At 73.8% G+C, this 14,809-nt stretch carries 16 protein-coding genes; 4 read left to right on the top strand and 12 right to left on the bottom strand.

The window, feature by feature from the left end; genetic code table 11:
- Positions 1-5: 5 nt before the first annotated feature.
- Complete coding sequence (locus BM165_RS15125) at positions 6-779, bottom strand: enoyl-CoA hydratase-related protein (RefSeq protein WP_075014380.1); 774 nt, start codon at positions 777-779, stop codon at positions 6-8.
- Positions 780-839: 60 nt separating this feature from the next.
- On the opposite strand from BM165_RS15125, the gene BM165_RS15130 reads away from it, so the two are divergent.
- Both BM165_RS15130 and BM165_RS15135 read left to right on the top strand, forming a co-directional pair.
- Positions 840-1,565 (top strand): YqjF family protein, encoded by a 726-nt coding sequence (locus BM165_RS15130; protein ID WP_075014381.1) that lies wholly within the window; start codon positions 840-842, stop codon positions 1,563-1,565.
- 20 nt (positions 1,566-1,585) lie between these two features.
- The gene (locus tag BM165_RS15135) at positions 1,586-2,611 is read left to right on the top strand and encodes a Gfo/Idh/MocA family protein (protein WP_075014382.1); all 1,026 of its coding nucleotides are present in this window, start codon (positions 1,586-1,588) and stop codon (positions 2,609-2,611) included.
- 30 nt (positions 2,612-2,641) lie between these two features.
- On the opposite strand, the gene BM165_RS15140 is transcribed toward BM165_RS15135, so the two are convergent.
- The gene (locus tag BM165_RS15140; RefSeq protein ID WP_075014383.1) at positions 2,642-4,660 is read right to left on the bottom strand and encodes a protein meaA; all 2,019 of its coding nucleotides are present in this window, start codon (positions 4,658-4,660) and stop codon (positions 2,642-2,644) included.
- A gap of 127 nt (positions 4,661-4,787) precedes the next feature.
- Between BM165_RS15140 and BM165_RS15145 the strand changes: the two genes are divergently transcribed.
- Positions 4,788-5,120 (top strand): hypothetical protein, encoded by a 333-nt coding sequence (locus BM165_RS15145; RefSeq protein WP_244274249.1) that lies wholly within the window; start codon positions 4,788-4,790, stop codon positions 5,118-5,120.
- Positions 5,121-5,137: 17 nt separating this feature from the next.
- Here the strand turns inward: BM165_RS15145 and murA are convergent, their stop codons facing one another.
- Entirely contained in the window at positions 5,138-6,418 is a 1,281-nt protein-coding gene (gene murA / locus BM165_RS15150) for a UDP-N-acetylglucosamine 1-carboxyvinyltransferase (RefSeq protein WP_075014384.1), read from the bottom strand.
- A gap of 89 nt (positions 6,419-6,507) precedes the next feature.
- Between murA and BM165_RS15155 the strand changes: the two genes are divergently transcribed.
- Positions 6,508-7,110: a cob(I)yrinic acid a,c-diamide adenosyltransferase gene (locus BM165_RS15155; RefSeq protein ID WP_075014385.1), complete on the top strand. Its 603-nt coding sequence runs from the start codon at positions 6,508-6,510 to the stop codon at positions 7,108-7,110.
- Between the two features lie 15 nt (positions 7,111-7,125).
- Here the strand turns inward: BM165_RS15155 and BM165_RS15160 are convergent, their stop codons facing one another.
- The 9 genes from BM165_RS15160 to atpE all read right to left on the bottom strand — a co-directional run bounded on the left by BM165_RS15160 (position 7,126) and on the right by atpE (position 14,731).
- Entirely contained in the window at positions 7,126-7,527 is a 402-nt protein-coding gene (locus BM165_RS15160) for a DUF2550 domain-containing protein (RefSeq protein ID WP_075014386.1), read from the bottom strand.
- 86 nt (positions 7,528-7,613) lie between these two features.
- Positions 7,614-8,003 (bottom strand): F0F1 ATP synthase subunit epsilon, encoded by a 390-nt coding sequence (locus BM165_RS15165; protein WP_075014387.1) that lies wholly within the window; start codon positions 8,001-8,003, stop codon positions 7,614-7,616.
- Between the two features lie 165 nt (positions 8,004-8,168).
- The gene (locus BM165_RS15170; protein WP_075014388.1) at positions 8,169-8,381 is read right to left on the bottom strand and encodes a hypothetical protein; all 213 of its coding nucleotides are present in this window, start codon (positions 8,379-8,381) and stop codon (positions 8,169-8,171) included.
- A 410-nt stretch (positions 8,382-8,791) separates the two neighbouring features.
- Positions 8,792-10,237 (bottom strand): F0F1 ATP synthase subunit beta, encoded by a 1,446-nt coding sequence (atpD, locus tag BM165_RS15175; RefSeq protein WP_075014389.1) that lies wholly within the window; start codon positions 10,235-10,237, stop codon positions 8,792-8,794.
- An 81-nt stretch (positions 10,238-10,318) separates the two neighbouring features.
- A complete protein-coding gene (locus BM165_RS15180) occupies positions 10,319-11,263 on the bottom strand; it encodes a F0F1 ATP synthase subunit gamma (protein ID WP_075014390.1) in 945 nt (314 codons plus the stop codon).
- A 1-nt stretch (position 11,264) separates the two neighbouring features.
- A complete protein-coding gene (gene atpA, locus BM165_RS15185) occupies positions 11,265-12,986 on the bottom strand; it encodes a F0F1 ATP synthase subunit alpha (protein WP_244274250.1) in 1,722 nt (573 codons plus the stop codon).
- 68 nt (positions 12,987-13,054) lie between these two features.
- Positions 13,055-13,873 carry a F0F1 ATP synthase subunit delta gene (locus BM165_RS15190; RefSeq protein WP_075014391.1) on the bottom strand — a complete coding sequence of 273 codons (819 nt, stop codon included), beginning with the start codon at positions 13,871-13,873 and terminating at the stop codon, positions 13,055-13,057.
- Positions 13,873-14,454 (bottom strand): F0F1 ATP synthase subunit B, encoded by a 582-nt coding sequence (locus tag BM165_RS15195; protein ID WP_075014392.1) that lies wholly within the window; start codon positions 14,452-14,454, stop codon positions 13,873-13,875. Before BM165_RS15195 ends, BM165_RS15190 begins: the two co-directional genes overlap by 1 nt.
- Before the next feature lie 49 nt (positions 14,455-14,503).
- Positions 14,504-14,731, bottom strand: a complete 228-nt coding sequence (gene atpE, locus BM165_RS15200; RefSeq protein WP_075014393.1) for an ATP synthase F0 subunit C — start codon at positions 14,729-14,731, stop codon at positions 14,504-14,506.
- Between the last annotated feature and the right edge of the window lie 78 nt (positions 14,732-14,809).

Here is a 14,809-nt window from a genome sequence, read left to right on the forward strand (position 1 = left end):
GCGTCCTAGTCGGTCCAGACCGGCGGGCGCTTCTCCAGGAACGAGCGCATGCCCTCCCGCGCACCGTCGATGCGGCTGGCCGCGGCCATGACCTCGATCGCGGTGGCGTAGGCGTCGCGCTCGGGACGGTCGAGCTGGGCGTACATCGTCTGCTTGCCCCACGCCTTGCTGGCCCGCGACCCCCGGGTGGCGCGTGCCATGAGGTCGTCGACGGCGGCGTCGAGGCCGTCGTCGGGCACCACCCGGTTCACCAGGCCCCAGTCCAGCGCGGTGCGGGCGTCGATGACGTCGCCGGTGAGGGCCAGCTCCATCGCGCGCTTGCGCCCGACGTTGCGGGCGATGGGGACCATCGGCGTGTGGCAGAACCAGCCGCCCTTGCCCCCGGGGGCGGCGAAGGCCGCCGACTCCCCCGCGACGGCGAGGTCGCAGGAGGCCACGAGCTGGCACCCGGCGGCGGTCGCCAGCGCGTGCACCCGGGCGACGACGACCTGCGGCACGTGCTCCAGGGCCTGCATCAGCTCGGTGCACAGCGCCAGCAGGCTGCGCACCTCGGGCAGCGGCGCGTCGAGGACGTCGCGGAAGTCGTGCCCGGCGCTGAACACCGGCCCCTCCGCGGCGAGCACGATGCCGGCGGCGTCGCTCTCCCCCACCTCCGTCACCGCGGCCAGCAGCTGCTGCAGGTGGTCGCGGGACAGCGCGTTGCGCCGCTGCGGCCGGCACATCGTGATGCGGACGACATCGCCGTCGCGCTCGACCCGTGGGGCTCCCTCGGCGCTCATGTGACCGACCTCACCACGCATCCTCCCCGGGCGGCAACGGCGGTGGGGAGGCTGGGGGTCGTGCAGCCCGAGGAGATCACCGACACCGCGTCCCGTCCGGCCGGGCGGGCGTTGTTCACGCAGGGCTGGCGCGACGTCGCCTTCGTCCACTGGGCGGTCGACCCCGCCGTCGTCGCGCCGCTGCTGCCGGCCGGCACCCGGCCCGACGTGCACGACGGCCGCAGCTGGGTCGGCCTGGTGCCCTTCCGCATGCGCCGCATCGGCGTCCTCGGCTCGCCGGGCCTGCCGTGGGTCGGGTCCTTCCTCGAGACCAACGTGCGGCTGTACTCGGTCGACGGGCAGGGCCGCCGCGGCGTCGTCTTCCGCTCCCTCGACGCCGACCGGCTGCTGCCCGTCCTGGTCGCCCGGGCGGCCGGGCTGCCCTACCTGTGGGCGCGCATGCGGTTCACCCGCGACGGCGACCGGGTCGCCTACGACTCGCGCCGCCGCTGGCCCGGACCGCGCAGCGCCGGCGGGCGGGTCGAGCTGCGCGTCGGCGAGGCGTTGACCGACCCCGGCCCGCTCGAGCGCTTCCTCACCGGCCGGTGGGGCCTGCACCAGTCGACACTCGGCCGCACCCTCTACTGGCCCAACGAGCACCCCACCTGGCCGCTGCACCGCGCCGAGCTGCTGACCTGGGACGGTGACCTGCTCGCCGCGGCCGGCCTGCCCGGTGTCGGCGGCCCGCCGGACAGCGTGCTGTTCTCCCCCGGCGTCGACGTGCGCTTCGGACCCCGCCTGCGCTGACGCCGGGGCATGATCGCCGCATGCACCCCGTGCGCTTCGGACTGGTCGGCTACGGTTTCGGCGGCCGGTGGTTCCACGCCCCCCTGCTGGCCGCCGCGCCGGAGGTCGACCTGCTCGGCGTGGTGACCACCTCCGCCGAGCGGCGCGCCCAGGTGGCCGCCGAGCACCCCGGCCTGCGCACCTTCGGCTCGCTGGAGGAGCTGGCCGGCGCCGGCGCGGAGGCGGTGGCGATCTCCACCCCGGCCGACACGCACACGCCGCTGACCGAGCAGGCGCTCGGCCTGGGCCTGGCGGTGGTCTGCGACAAGCCGTTCGCCCTCGACGCCCCGGCCGCCCGGGGCAGCGTGGAGCTCGCCGCGGCCCGCGGGCTGCCGCTGGCGCCGTACCAGAACCGCCGCTGGGACTCCGACTTCCGCACCGTCCGCGCGCTCGTCGACGCCGGCAGGCTCGGCACGGTCACCCGGTTCGAGTCCCGCTTCGAGCGGTTCGCGCCCGAGCCCGGCCCGCCGGCCGCGGGCGGCGGCACGCTGCTCGACTTCGGCAGCCACCTGGTCGACCAGGCCCTGGTGCTGCTGGGCCCGGTGACCGGCGTCTACGCGGAGTGGCGGCTGCGCGGCAGCGGCCGCGACGACGACGTGTTCGTCGCGCTGACCCACGCCGGCGGCGCCCGGTCGCACCTGTGGGGCAGCTGGAGTCAGGGCGCGCCCGGCGAGCGGTTCCGTGTCACCGGCACCGAGGCCGCCTACGTCGTCGGCGGGCCGATGGACGGCCAGGAGGACGCGCTGCTCGCCGGGCACACGCCGGCCACGCTCGGCGAGCGCTGGGGCGCCGAGCCCGAGGAGCGCTGGGGCCGGCTGCGCCGCGGCGACGAGGGCACCGTGGTGCCCACCGAGCGCGGCCGCTGGGACACCTTCTACCCCGCGTTCGCCGCCGCGGTCCGCGGTGCCGGCCCGGTGCCGGTCGACCCGCGGGACGCCGTCGCCACCGCCGCGGTCCTCGACGCCGCCCGCCGCAGCGCCACCGGGGGCGGCGTCGTCGAGCCCTGACGCGCACCCGACCCCAGGCGGCGTCCCGTCTCAGGCGGGTGCCGGCACCCGCTCGTCGAGGCCGTTGGCCTCGCGGACGACGTCGACGACCTGGCCCATGATGTCGGTGAGGCCGAAGTCCTTGGGCGTGAACACCCGCGCCACACCCTGCGCGCGCAGCCGCCGCGCGTCGCTGTCGGGGATGATCCCGCCGACGACGACCGGCACGTCGTCCAGCCCGGCCTCGCGCAGCCCGCGCAGCACCGCCGGGACGACCTGCAGGTGCGACCCGGACAGCACCGACAGCCCGACGACGTGCACGTCCTCCTCGACGGCGGCCGACACGATCTGCGCGGGCGTGAGCCGGATGCCCTGGTAGACGACCTCGAAGCCGGCGTCGCGGGCCCGCACGGCGATCTGCTCGGCGCCGTTGGAGTGCCCGTCGAGCCCTGGCTTGCCCACGAGGAACCGCAGCCGCCCGCCGAGCTCCTCGCCGGTGGCCCGGACCCGCTCGCGCACCTGCACCAGCGTCTCGTCGGCCTCGCCGCCGCCGGTCGCCGCGGTGACCCCGGTGGGCGCGCGGTACTCGCCGAACACCTCGCGCAGCACGCCGGCCCACTCCCCCGTCGTCACGCCCGCCCGGGCGCAGTCGAGGGTGGCGGGCACCAGGTTCGCGTCGGAGGACGCCGCCTCGCGCAGCGCGTCCAGGGCCTTGCGGACCGGCTCCGGGTCGCGGTCGGCCCGCCACCTCCGCACGGCCTCCTGCGCGGCGGCCTCCACCGCCGGGTCGACGACCATGATCGCGGCGTCGAGGTCGGCCGTGAGCGGGTTGGGCTCGGTGCCGTGGAACCGGTTGACGCCGACCACGACGTCGTCCCCGCTCTCCATCCGGCGGCGCCGCTCGGCCAGGGAGCCGACCAGCTGGCCCTTCATGTAGCCGGACTCGACGGCGGCCACCGCGCCGCCCATCTCCTGCACCCGGGCGATCTCGGCACGGGCGCCCTCGACGAGCTCGGCGACCTTCCGCTCCACCACGACCGACCCGGTGAACAGGTCCTCGTACTCGAGCAGGTCGGTCTCGAAGGCGAGCACCTGCTGCAGCCGCAGCGACCACTGCTGGTCCCAGGGGCGGGGCAGGCCCAGCGCCTCGTTCCACGCCGGCAGCTGCACGGCGCGGGCGCGCGCGTCGCGGGAGAGGGTGACCGCGAGCATCTCCAGCACGATCCGCTGGACGTTGTTCTCCGGCTGCGCCTCGGTCAGGCCGAGGGAGTTGACCTGCACCCCGTAGCGGAACCGCCGGTGCCTGGGGTCCTGCACGCCGTAGCGCTCCCGCGTCAGCTCGTCCCAGAGCTGGGTGAAGGCGCGCATCTTGCACATCTCCTCGACGAAGCGGACGCCCGCGTTGACGAAGAAGGAGATGCGCGCGACCACCTCGCCGAAGCGCTCCGGCGGCACCTGCCCGGAGTCGCGCACCGAGTCGAGGACGGCTATCGCGGTGCTCATCGCGTAGGCGATCTCCTGCACCGGCGTGGCCCCGGCCTCCTGCAGGTGGTAACTGCAGATGTTGATCGGGTTCCACTTCGGCATCGCCGTCACGGTGTAGGCGACCATGTCGGTGATCAGCCGCATCGAGGGCCCGGGCGGGAACACGTAGGTCCCCCGCGACAGGTACTCCTTGATGATGTCGTTCTGCGTCGTCCCCGCGAGCTCGGCGACGTCGTGGCCCTGCTCCTCGGCGACGGCCTGGTAGAGCGCCAGCAGCCACATCGCCGTGGCGTTGATGGTCATCGACGTGTTCATCCCGTCGAGCGGGATGCCGTCGAAGAGCGCCCGCATGTCGCCGATGTGCGTGACCGGGACGCCGACCTTGCCCACCTCACCGACGGCGAGCTCGTCGTCGGGGTCGTAACCGGTCTGCGTCGGCAGGTCGAAGGCGACCGACAGCCCGGTCTGCCCCTTGGCCAGGTTGCGCCGGTACAGCGCGTTGGACTCGGCCGGGGACGAGTGACCGGCATAGGTGCGCATGACCCAGGGGCGGTCGCGCTCCTTCGGCGATGAAGGGAACGGCATGCCCGCGGAGTGTAGGCGGAGTTACCGGCCAGTAGCAGCCCCGGTCGGGGGGCTCCCGCGGTGGCACACTCGGACGGGGACGACCGCCCGCGCGGGTGCCGGTCGTCGCTGGTGGGAGGAGGCGGAGGTGCTGCAGCCGGGCAGTCTGAGCTACATCGTGGGGCCGGTCGTCGCGATCGTGGTGATGGTGCTGCTGCTGCTGTTCATGCGCTGGGCGTTCGGCGGGAGCTCCACCGGCGGGATGCGCCGGCGCCGTCCCACCCCGTCCGACGACGGCCTGCTGACCCGCGTGGCCACCCTGTCCCGGCGGGAGTCGGCGCTGGCGCTGCGCGCGGTGCTCTCCGACGCCGGGATCCGCTCGACGATCCGCTTCCCCGAGGCGCACCGGGCCGACGTCCTGGTGTTCCCGGAGGACGCCCCCCGCGCCCGCGAGCTCGCCGCCTCGTTCCCCGCGGCCTAGCGGGCCCGGCCCCGCCGTCAGCCGGCGCGCTCGACCCGCCGGATCTCGGCGCCGAGGCCCTGCAGCAGGTCGACGAAGTCGGGGTAGCCGCGGTCGACGTGGTGCACGTCCTGCACCTCGGTCACCCCGTCGGTGAGCAGCCCGGCAAGCACCAGCCCGGCGCCGGCGCGGATGTCGGTGGCCAGCACCGGCGCGCTGGAGAGCCGCTCACGACCGCGCACCACCGCGTGGTGGCCGTCGATGCGGACGTCGGCACCGAGCCGCACCAGCTCGTTGACGAACATGAACCGGCCCTCGAACACGTTCTCGGTGATCAGGGCCGTCCCGGTGGACACCGCGGCCAGCGCCACGGCCATCGGCTGCAGGTCGGTGGGGAACCCGGGGTAGGGCAGCGTGACGACGTCGACCCCGCGCGGGCGCTCGTCCATCGCCACCCGGACGCCGTCGGGGACCACCTCAACGGTGGCGCCGGCGCTGACCAGCTTGTCCAGCGGGACGGCGAGGTGCTCGGCCACCGCCCGCTCCACCACGACGTCGCCCCGGGTCATGACCGCCCCGATCGCCCACGTGCCGGCGACGATCCGGTCGGGCACCGTGCTGTAGGCGACCGGCTCCAGCCCGGTGACGCCCTCGATGGTCAGCGTCGAGGAGCCCGCGCCGTCGATGCGGGCACCCATCGCGGTGAGCATCGAGCAGATGTCGACGATCTCCGGCTCGCGTGCGGCGTTGTCGATGACGGTGGTGCCCTCGGCGAGCACGGCGGCCATGAGCAGGTTCTCGGTGGCGCCGACCGACGGGAAGTCCAGCCAGATCGAGGTGCCCGTGAGCCTCGGCGCGGTGGCGACGAGGAACCCGTGCTCGCTGTGGATCGAGGCGCCGAGCCGCTCGAGGCCGGAGATGTGCATGTCCAGTCCGCGCGAGCCGATCGCGTCACCGCCGGGCAGGGCGACCCTGGCGCTGCCGCACCGGGCGACGAGCGGCCCGAGCACGCTGATCGAGGCCCGCATCTTGCGGACGAGGTCGTAGTCGGTCTCGGTGGCCGGCTCCTCCGGCACGTCGACGACGACCCGCCCGCCGCCGCCGGGCTGCCCGGAGCGCTCGTAGGTGACGCCGCAGCCCAGGCGGCGCAGCACCTCGCTCATGATCGAGACGTCGAGGATGTCGGGGACCTCGTCGACGGTGGTCCGCCCGGGGGCCAGCAGGGCCGCCGCCATGAGCTTGAGGGCGCTGTTCTTCGCCCCCGTGACGCGCACCCGGCCCTTGAGCGGGGTGCCGCCGGCCACCTCGAAGCACTGCACCGGGCCACCCTACGGCGGGCGGGCGACCGGTTCCCGGTGACCGCCCGGGCCCCGGGCCCGGACCGCGGCACCACATAGGCTCAGCGACCATGACCATCCGGCTCACCCGCATCTACACGAAGACCGGAGACGCCGGGCAGACGCACCTCGGCGACATGAGCCGGGTGTCGAAGACCGACCCGCGGTTGGTGGCCTACGCCGACGTCGACGAGGCCAACAGCGTGCTCGGCCTGGCGCTGGCGCTGGGGTCGCCGTCGCCGGAGCTCGTCGAGCTGGTGCGCAGCGTGCAGAACGACCTGTTCGACGTCGGCGCCGACCTCTCCACGCCGGTCGTCCCGGACCCCCCGCACCCGCCGCTGCGGATCACCGCCGCCTACACCGAGCGGCTGGAGGTGGCCTGCGACGAGCACAACGAGGCGCTGCCGCGGCTGACGAGCTTCGTGCTGCCCGGGGGCACGGCGCTGGCGGCGCTGCTGCACCAGGCGCGGGTGGTGGTGCGGCGCGCCGAGCGCAGCGTCTGGGCGCTGCTGGAGGCCGACGGGGAGCGCACCAACGCCGAGACGGCGCGCTACCTCAACCGGCTGTCGGACCTGCTGTTCATCCTCGCCCGGGAGGCCAACCCGGACGGCGACGTGCTCTGGGAGCCGGGGGCGCACAGCGGCGTGCACGCCCAGCGGGCCGCCCGGGGCTGATCCCCGGCCGTCCCGCTAGTGGACGGGCGGGGCGGACTCGAGCCAGGAGAGGAAGCCGGTCACCGTCGAGGTGTCCATGGCCAGCTCCTTGGGGCCGCTGCCGGTCTGGCAGGTGAGGACGACGGCGTCGTCGGGCAGGGCGACGTCGTCACGCCCCGGGCCGCGGCGGCCGGCCACCCGGAACTCCGTCCGGCACAGCCGCTGCTGCGGGCGCACCGAGAGCGACAGCGCGCGGTACCACAGCAGGGCGTCCCCGCCGTACCAGGCGACGCCCACCGACCAGCGCGAGCTGCCCACCGGGCGCAGCCACATGGTCACGGCGCCCAGGCCCATGAGCAGCAGGCGGCGGCGGACCAGGAACCCGATCACCAGGGCGACCACCAGCACCCCGGCGAGGACGAGGACGGCGGTGGTCACCGCGGGGTGGCGGGGACGTCAGGACGGCCCTCGTGCAGGGGCCCGCGCCGTGCGGAGCGGGGGCCGGGGGGCACGAGGGTCCTCCCTCAGACGGACTGGCCGGCAGCGCGGAGCCGGGACTGGGCGCGGCGGGCGGCGGCGAGCTGCTCGGGGTCGTCCGCGTCCTGCTCGGCGCGGCGGAGGGCCTCCCGCGCGCGCTCGACGTCGATCTCGGAGCTGATCTCGGCGGTCTCGGCCAGGATGGAGACGCCCTCCGGGGTCACCGAGAGGAACCCGCCGTGGGCCGCCGCGACGACGTCCTCGCCCTGCGTGCTGCGGATGGTGACCACGCCGCCGGGCGCGAGCTCGCCGAGCAGCGGTGCGTGGCCGGGCAGGACGCCGAGCTCACCCTCGGTGGTGCGGGCGATGACCATGCTGGCCTCGCCCGACCAGATCGTCCGCTCGACGGCCACCAACTCGACCTGCAGGGTCGCCACGACACTCCTCCGGGTCCACCGACGCTGCGGTGCTGGGACGCCGGCCGGGATGCGGGCACGGCGACGGTCGCTCCCACTCTAGTCGCGCCGGACCGGGCGCCCGGTGCGGGTGGCGCGGCACCACCCGTCCGGGTCGGCGGGCGACGCCGCGGGCGAGGACCCGCGTCAGGCGGCGCGGCGGTAGAGCAGGGTCCAGCGGCCGACGCGCACCCAGGGGTGGTAGACGGTCGAGGCCGGCGCCCACTCGTCGGTGTCGTAGCGGATGTCGGTGACGTGGGAGACCGGTGCCGACGGGGGCCACGTCCAGCCGGGGTCCGGAGTACTGAGCGGCAGCGGGCTCACCGTGCCCTGCGTGCTCGTCCCGTCCAGCCAGTCCATCGTTCTCTCCCGCGCCGCGCGTCCGGTCCCTCCGGGCGCCACCTGCTCGATCGGCAGGGAGGCTCCCGTGCTTGAGGGTCATCCGCCAGAGCCCTGCCCACGACCAGCCGGTCGCCAATCACTCGAACGGTGACGCCCTGGCTCGTCCCGACGCTCCGTGAGCGGGCACCCGCAGATGTGCATCCGCGCAGGTCACGGAAGTGTCACGGGCGCGACGACCAGGTGAGCGCGGGACCCTGCACCGTCACCGCTCCGCTCCAGGCCGTCGGGTCGCGCCAGGACGCCCCCGGACGCACGACGGCCGGGTACCCGAACGGGGGTACCCGGCCGTCGCACGCAACCGACTGGAACGGCCTCCTCGCAGGGCCCCGCCGCGAGCTCGCGAGTGGCGGGGGCAAGGGGGTCCTTCGTCAGCCGCGCTTGAGCTTCTGCGCGTTGCGCTCGAGGTCCTCGAGACCACCGCACATGAAGAAGGCCTGCTCGGGCACGTGGTCGTAGTTGCCCTCGGTGAGCGCCTTGAAGGCCTCGCGGGTCTCCGACAGCGGCACGAACGAGCCGGGCTGACCGGTGAAGGCCTCCGCCACGAACATGTTCTGCGAGAGGAACCGCTCGATCCGCCGCGCGCGCTGCACGGTGACCTTGTCCTCCTCGGAGAGCTCGTCGATGCCGAGGATCGCGATGATGTCCTGGAGCTCCTGGTAGCGCTGCAGGATCTGCTTGACCGTCTGCGCGACCTGGTAGTGCTCCTGCCCGACGTACTGCGGGTCGAGGATCCGGCTGGTGGAGTCCAGCGGGTCCACGGCCGGGTAGATGCCCTTCTCCGAGATCGGCCGGGAGAGCACCGTCGTCGCGTCGAGGTGGGCGAAGGTGGTGTGCGGCGCCGGGTCGGTGATGTCGTCGGCGGGCACGTAGATCGCCTGCAGCGAGGTGATCGAGTGACCGCGGGTCGAGGTGATCCGCTCCTGCAGCTCGCCCATCTCGTCGGCGAGGGTCGGCTGGTAACCCACCGCGGAGGGCATGCGGCCCAGCAGCGTGGAGACCTCGGACCCGGCCTGGGTGAACCGGAAGATGTTGTCGATGAAGAGCAGCACGTCCTGGTTCTGCTCGTCCCGGAAGTACTCGGCCATGGTCAGCGCCGACAGGGCGACCCGCAGGCGGGTGCCCGGCGGCTCGTCCATCTGGCCGAACACCAGTGCCGTGGAGTTGATGACGCCGGACTCCGTCATCTCGGTGATGAGGTCGTTGCCCTCGCGGGTGCGTTCGCCGACGCCGGCGAACACCGACACGCCACCGAACTCCTGGGCGACGCGGCGGATCATCTCCTGGATGAGGACGGTCTTGCCCACGCCGGCCCCACCGAACAGGCCGATCTTCCCGCCGGCCACGTAGGGCGTCAGCAGGTCGATGACCTTGATGCCGGTCTCGAGGAGCTCGGTGCGGCCCTCGAGCTGGTCGAACCGCGGCGCGTGCCGGTGGATCGTCCAGCGCTTGAGGTCCTGGCCGTAGCCGGGGGTGTCGAGGCACTCGCCGAGGGCGTTGAAGACGTGGCCGGTGACGCCCTCGCCGACGGGCACCGAGATCGCGGACCCGGTGTCGGACACCTGGGCACCGCGGACCAGGCCGTCGGTCGGCGCCATGGAGATCGTGCGCACTACGTTGTCACCCAGGTGCTGGGCGACCTCGAGGGTGAGCGTCTTGCCCAGGTCGGCGAGGGTCACGTCGACGTGCAGGGCGTTGAACAGGTCGGGCATCGCGTCGCGCGGGAACTCGACGTCGACGACCGGCCCGGTGACCCGGACGACGCGGCCGGTGCCCTGCGTCGACGGGGTGGTCGGACGGTCCTCGGTGACGGTCATGGGGAGTGCTCTCCTGCCCTCGGGCTTCGGTGGTGTCGCAGTTCCAGTGTCCCCGCCGCCGGAGCGGCGGGGGACGGTCGGTCAGTCGTCGGAGCCGGCCGAGACGAGCGCGTCGGCGCCGCCGACGATCTCGCTGATCTCCTGGGTGATCTCCGCCTGCCGGGCCTGGTTGGCCTGGCGCGACAGGTTCTTGGCCAGTTCCTCGGCGTTGTCGGACGCCGACTTCATCGCCCGCCGGCGCGAGGCCGACTCCGAGGCCGCGGCCTCGAGCAGCGCCGCGTAGACGCGGGTGGTGACGTACTTCGGCAGCAGCGAGTCCAGCAGCGCCTCGGGCGAGGGCTCGAACTCGTAGGACGTGGGCACACCGCTGTCGCCGGTCGGCCGGCCCTCGCCGTCGCCGTCCTCGCCGCGCTCGAGGTCCTCGGTGTCGACGGGCGCGAGCCGCGAGGCGACCGGGACCTGCGCGAGCAGCGAGCGGAACTCGGTGTAGACGATGTGGACCTCGTCCACGGCCCCGCTGCGGTCGGCGTCCTCACCGGGGGTGAAGACGCCGATCAGCGCCCGACCGACGTCCTGCGCGTCGGAGTAGGCCGGCTGCTCGGAGAAGCCGGTGAACGTCTGCTCCACGGGGCGGTCGCGGAAGGAGTAGTACGTCTCCCCCTTGCGCCCGACGACGTAGAGCACCGGCTCCTTGCCCTGCTGGCGCAGGGTGCCGAGCAGCTCCTCGGTGCGACGCAGGACGTTGACGTTGTACGAGCCGGCGAACCCGCGGTCGGAGGTGACCACCAGGACCGCCGCGCGGCGCGTCTCGGTCCGCTCGTTGAGCAGCGGGTGCTCGAGGGACGCCGACGAGGCCAGTGCGCCCAGCACCCGGGTGATCTCCCGGGCGTAGGGCTTGGAGGCCTCCACCCGGGCCTGGGCGCGCACGATGCGGGCACCGGCGATCAGCTCCTGCGCCGAGAAGATCTTCTTCGTCGACTGCGTGGAGCGGATGCGGCGCCGCAGCGCGCGGAGGGAGCCGGCCACGTCAGGCCCTCGTCGCCGCGGTGGCGCCCTGCGCCGTCGCGCCGCCCTGCGCCGTCCCGCCGTTCTGCGCCGTCCCGCCACCCTGGGCGCCGCCCCGCTGACCGGCGTTCCCGCCCCGCTGGCCGGCGGTGCCCTGGCCGGTGGTGTCCTCGTCGCCGTCGTCGGTCAGCGAGCTGCCGTCCGTCGTCGTGAACTGGCGGTAGAAGCCGTCGACGGCGCGCTCGAGGCTGCTGACGGCGTCGCCGCCGAGGGCCCGCGAGGTGCGGATCTCGTCGTAGACGCCGGGCTCGGCCCGGGCGATGTGGTCGAGGAACTCCGACTCGAACCGGCGCACGTCACCGACCGGCACGCGGTCGAGCTTGCCGGTGGTCCCCAGCCACAGCGAGACGACCTCGCGCTCGACCGGGTACGGCTGGTACTGCCCCTGCTTGAGCAGCTCGACGAGCCGCTGACCGCGGTCCAGCGTCGCCCGGCTGGAGGCGTCGAGGTCGGAGGAGAACGAGGCGAAGGCCTCGAGCTCGCGGTACTGGGCGAGGTCCAGGCGCAGGCGGCCGGCGACGGACTTCATCGCCTTGATCTGCGCGGAGCCGCCGACCCGGGAGACCGAGATGCCGACGTTGATGGCCGGGCGCACACCGGAGTTGAACAGACCGGTCTCGAGGAAGATCTGCCCGTCGGTGATCGAGATGACGTTGGTCGGGATGTAGGCCGACACGTCGTTGCCCTTGGTCTCGATGAGCGGCAGACCGGTCATCGAGCCGGCACCCAGGTCGTCGGAGAGCTTGGCGCAGCGCTCCAGCAGGCGGGAGTGGAGGTAGAAGACATCGCCGGGGTAGGCCTCGCGGCCCGGCGGGCGGCGCAGCAGCAGCGAGACGGCGCGGTAGGCCTCGGCCTGCTTGGACAGGTCGTCGAACACGATGAGGACGTGCTTGCCCTCGTACATCCAGTGCTGGCCGATGGCCGAGCCGGTGTAGGGGGCGATGTACTTGAAGCCGGCGGACTCCGAGGCGGGCGCGGCGACGATGGTCGTGTACTCCATCGCGCCGGCCTCCTCGAGGGAGGCGCGGATCGCCGCGATCGTCGAGCCCTTCTGGCCGACGGCGACGTAGATGCAGCGCACCTGCTGCGCCGGGTCGCCGGTCTCCCAGGCCTGCTTCTGGTTGATGATCGTGTCGGTGACGATGGCCGTCTTGCCGGTCTGGCGGTCACCGATGACGAGCTGACGCTGGCCGCGGCCGATCGGCGTCATGGCGTCGATGGCCTTGATGCCGGTCTGCAGCGGCTCGTGCACCGACTGCCGCTGCACCACGGTGGGTGCCTGCAGCTCCAGGGCGCGACGGCCCGTGGTGGCGATCTCGCCGGCGCCGTCGATGGGGTTGCCCAGCGGGTCGACGACGCGACCGAGGTAGCCGTCGCCGACGGCGACGGAGAGGACCTCACCGGTGCGGCGGACCTGCTGGCCCTCCTCGATGCCCGCGAAGTCACCGAGGACGACGACGCCGACCTCGCGCACGTCGAGGTTCAGGGCCAGGCCGCGGACACCGCTCTCGAACTCGAGCAGCTCGTTGGTCATGACCGAGGGCAGGCCCTCGACCCGGGCGATGCCGTCGCCGGCCTCGGTGACGATCCCGACCTCTTCCCGGGAGACGTCCGGGGAGTACTCGGTGACGTAGTTCTGGATGGCACTGCGGATCTCGTCTGCGGAGATCGTCAGCTCGGCCATGGCTCGCGTCCTCTTCCCTGCTGGGTGTGCTGCTGGGGTGGTGTCTGGTGGTCTGGGTGGTCGCCGGGTCAGCCGGCGAGCCGGCGGCTCGCGACCTCGAGCCGGTTCGCCACGCTGCCGTCGACGACCTCGTCACCGACGCGGACGACGAGGCCGCCGAGCACCGCCGGGTCGACGGTGACCTGCAGGCCGATCGTCCGGCCGTAGATCCGGCCGAGCACGTCCTGCAGCCGCTGCTCCTGCGCCGAGGTGAGCGGTGCCGCCGACGTCACGTAGGCGACCGACCGGCCCCGCCGGGCGGAGGCCGACGCCGACAGCCGCTCGATCCGGTTCTCCGCGTTGCCCACGTGCCGGACGGTCAGGGAGTTCCGCAGCAGCTGCTCGGTGACGGGGCTGACCCGGCCCGACAGCAGCCGGTCGAGCAGCGCCGTCTTGCCGGCGACGGGCGCGCGGTCGTCGGAGAGGATGCGCGAGAGGCCCGGGTCGCCGCCCACGATGCGGCCGAACCGGAACAGCTCGTCCTCGACGCCCTCGAGCTCACCCCGCGCCTCGGCGGCGTCCAGCCCCGCCTCCGTCGCGAGGAGCTCCACGGCCTCGACCAGGTCCAGCGGCCGCGACCAGCGCTGCCGGGCGACCGTCTCGACGAGGTCGACGGTGGCCGCCGACACCTTGCCGCCGAAGATGCTGCGCACCAGGCCCGCCCGGTCGACCGGCTTCACCGACGCGTCGGAGAGCGCGCGGCGCAGCGAGAGCTGCCCCTCGAGCAACCGTGCGACGGCGAAGAGCTCGTCGGCCAGGGCCATCAGCCCCGGTCCGGCGGCGCCGCGGGTGGTGGCCGCGAGGCGCTCGCGGCTGACCGCGATCGCCGCCCGGCTGGAGGCGTCCATCAGCGGTCCGCCCCGGGGACGAACACGGTGCTGCCGGTCCGGCCGTCGGACGCACCGCCGGCGGACATGCCGTCGAGTGAGTCGAGGAAGCGGTCCACGGTGCCGCGGCGGCGCGCCTCGTCCTCGAGGGACTCGCCCACCACCCGGCCGGCGAGGTCGACGGCGAGCGCGCCGATCTGGCCACGCAGCTCGTTGACCACCGACTGCCGGTTGGCGGCCAGCTGCTCCTCGCCGCGGGCCACGATCCGCGCGGACTCCTCCTGCGCCTGGGCGCGGAGCTCCTCGAGGATCTGCTGACCCTCGGCGCGAGCCTGGTCGCGGATCTGCGCGGCCTCGGTGCGGGCCTCGGCCAGCTGCGCCCGGTACTGCTCCAGCGCCGCCTTGGCCTCGGCCTGCATGGCCTCGGCGCGCTCGATGCCGCCCTCGATGGCCTCGCGGCGGGCCCGGAAGGCCTGCTCGAAGCGCGGCGCGATGAACCGGAAGAACACCAGCAGCACGATCGCGAAGGCGACCAGGCCGATGATGATCTCGCCGAGCGGCGGGATGAGCGGGTTGGCGCTCTCCGCAGCGAGGATGCTCATGATCTCAGTGTCCTGTCTCGTTGGCCGCTGTACCTACCCGGAGGTGGGGTCAGAGGCCGAAGACGAAGGGGACGACGAAGCCGATCAGCGCGAGCGCCTCGGAGAGGGCGAACCCGAGGAAGGCGTAGGTGCGGGTCAGGCCGGCCGACTCGGGCTGGCGGGCGGTGGCCTGGATGTAGGCGGCCCACACGATGCCGACGCCGATACCCGGGCCGATGGCCGCGAGGCCGTAGCCCACGGAGCCGATGCTGCCGGTCAGCTCAGCGAGATTGTCCATGACGGGTTGTTCCTCCTGTGTCGTCGCCCGGTGTCCGCCGGGCGGCTTGCGGGGGTCGTGCGGGGTCGTGCGATCGGG

This window comes from Geodermatophilus obscurus (assembly GCF_900115395.1).
Taxonomy (GTDB): domain Bacteria; phylum Actinomycetota; class Actinomycetes; order Mycobacteriales; family Geodermatophilaceae; genus Geodermatophilus; species Geodermatophilus obscurus_B.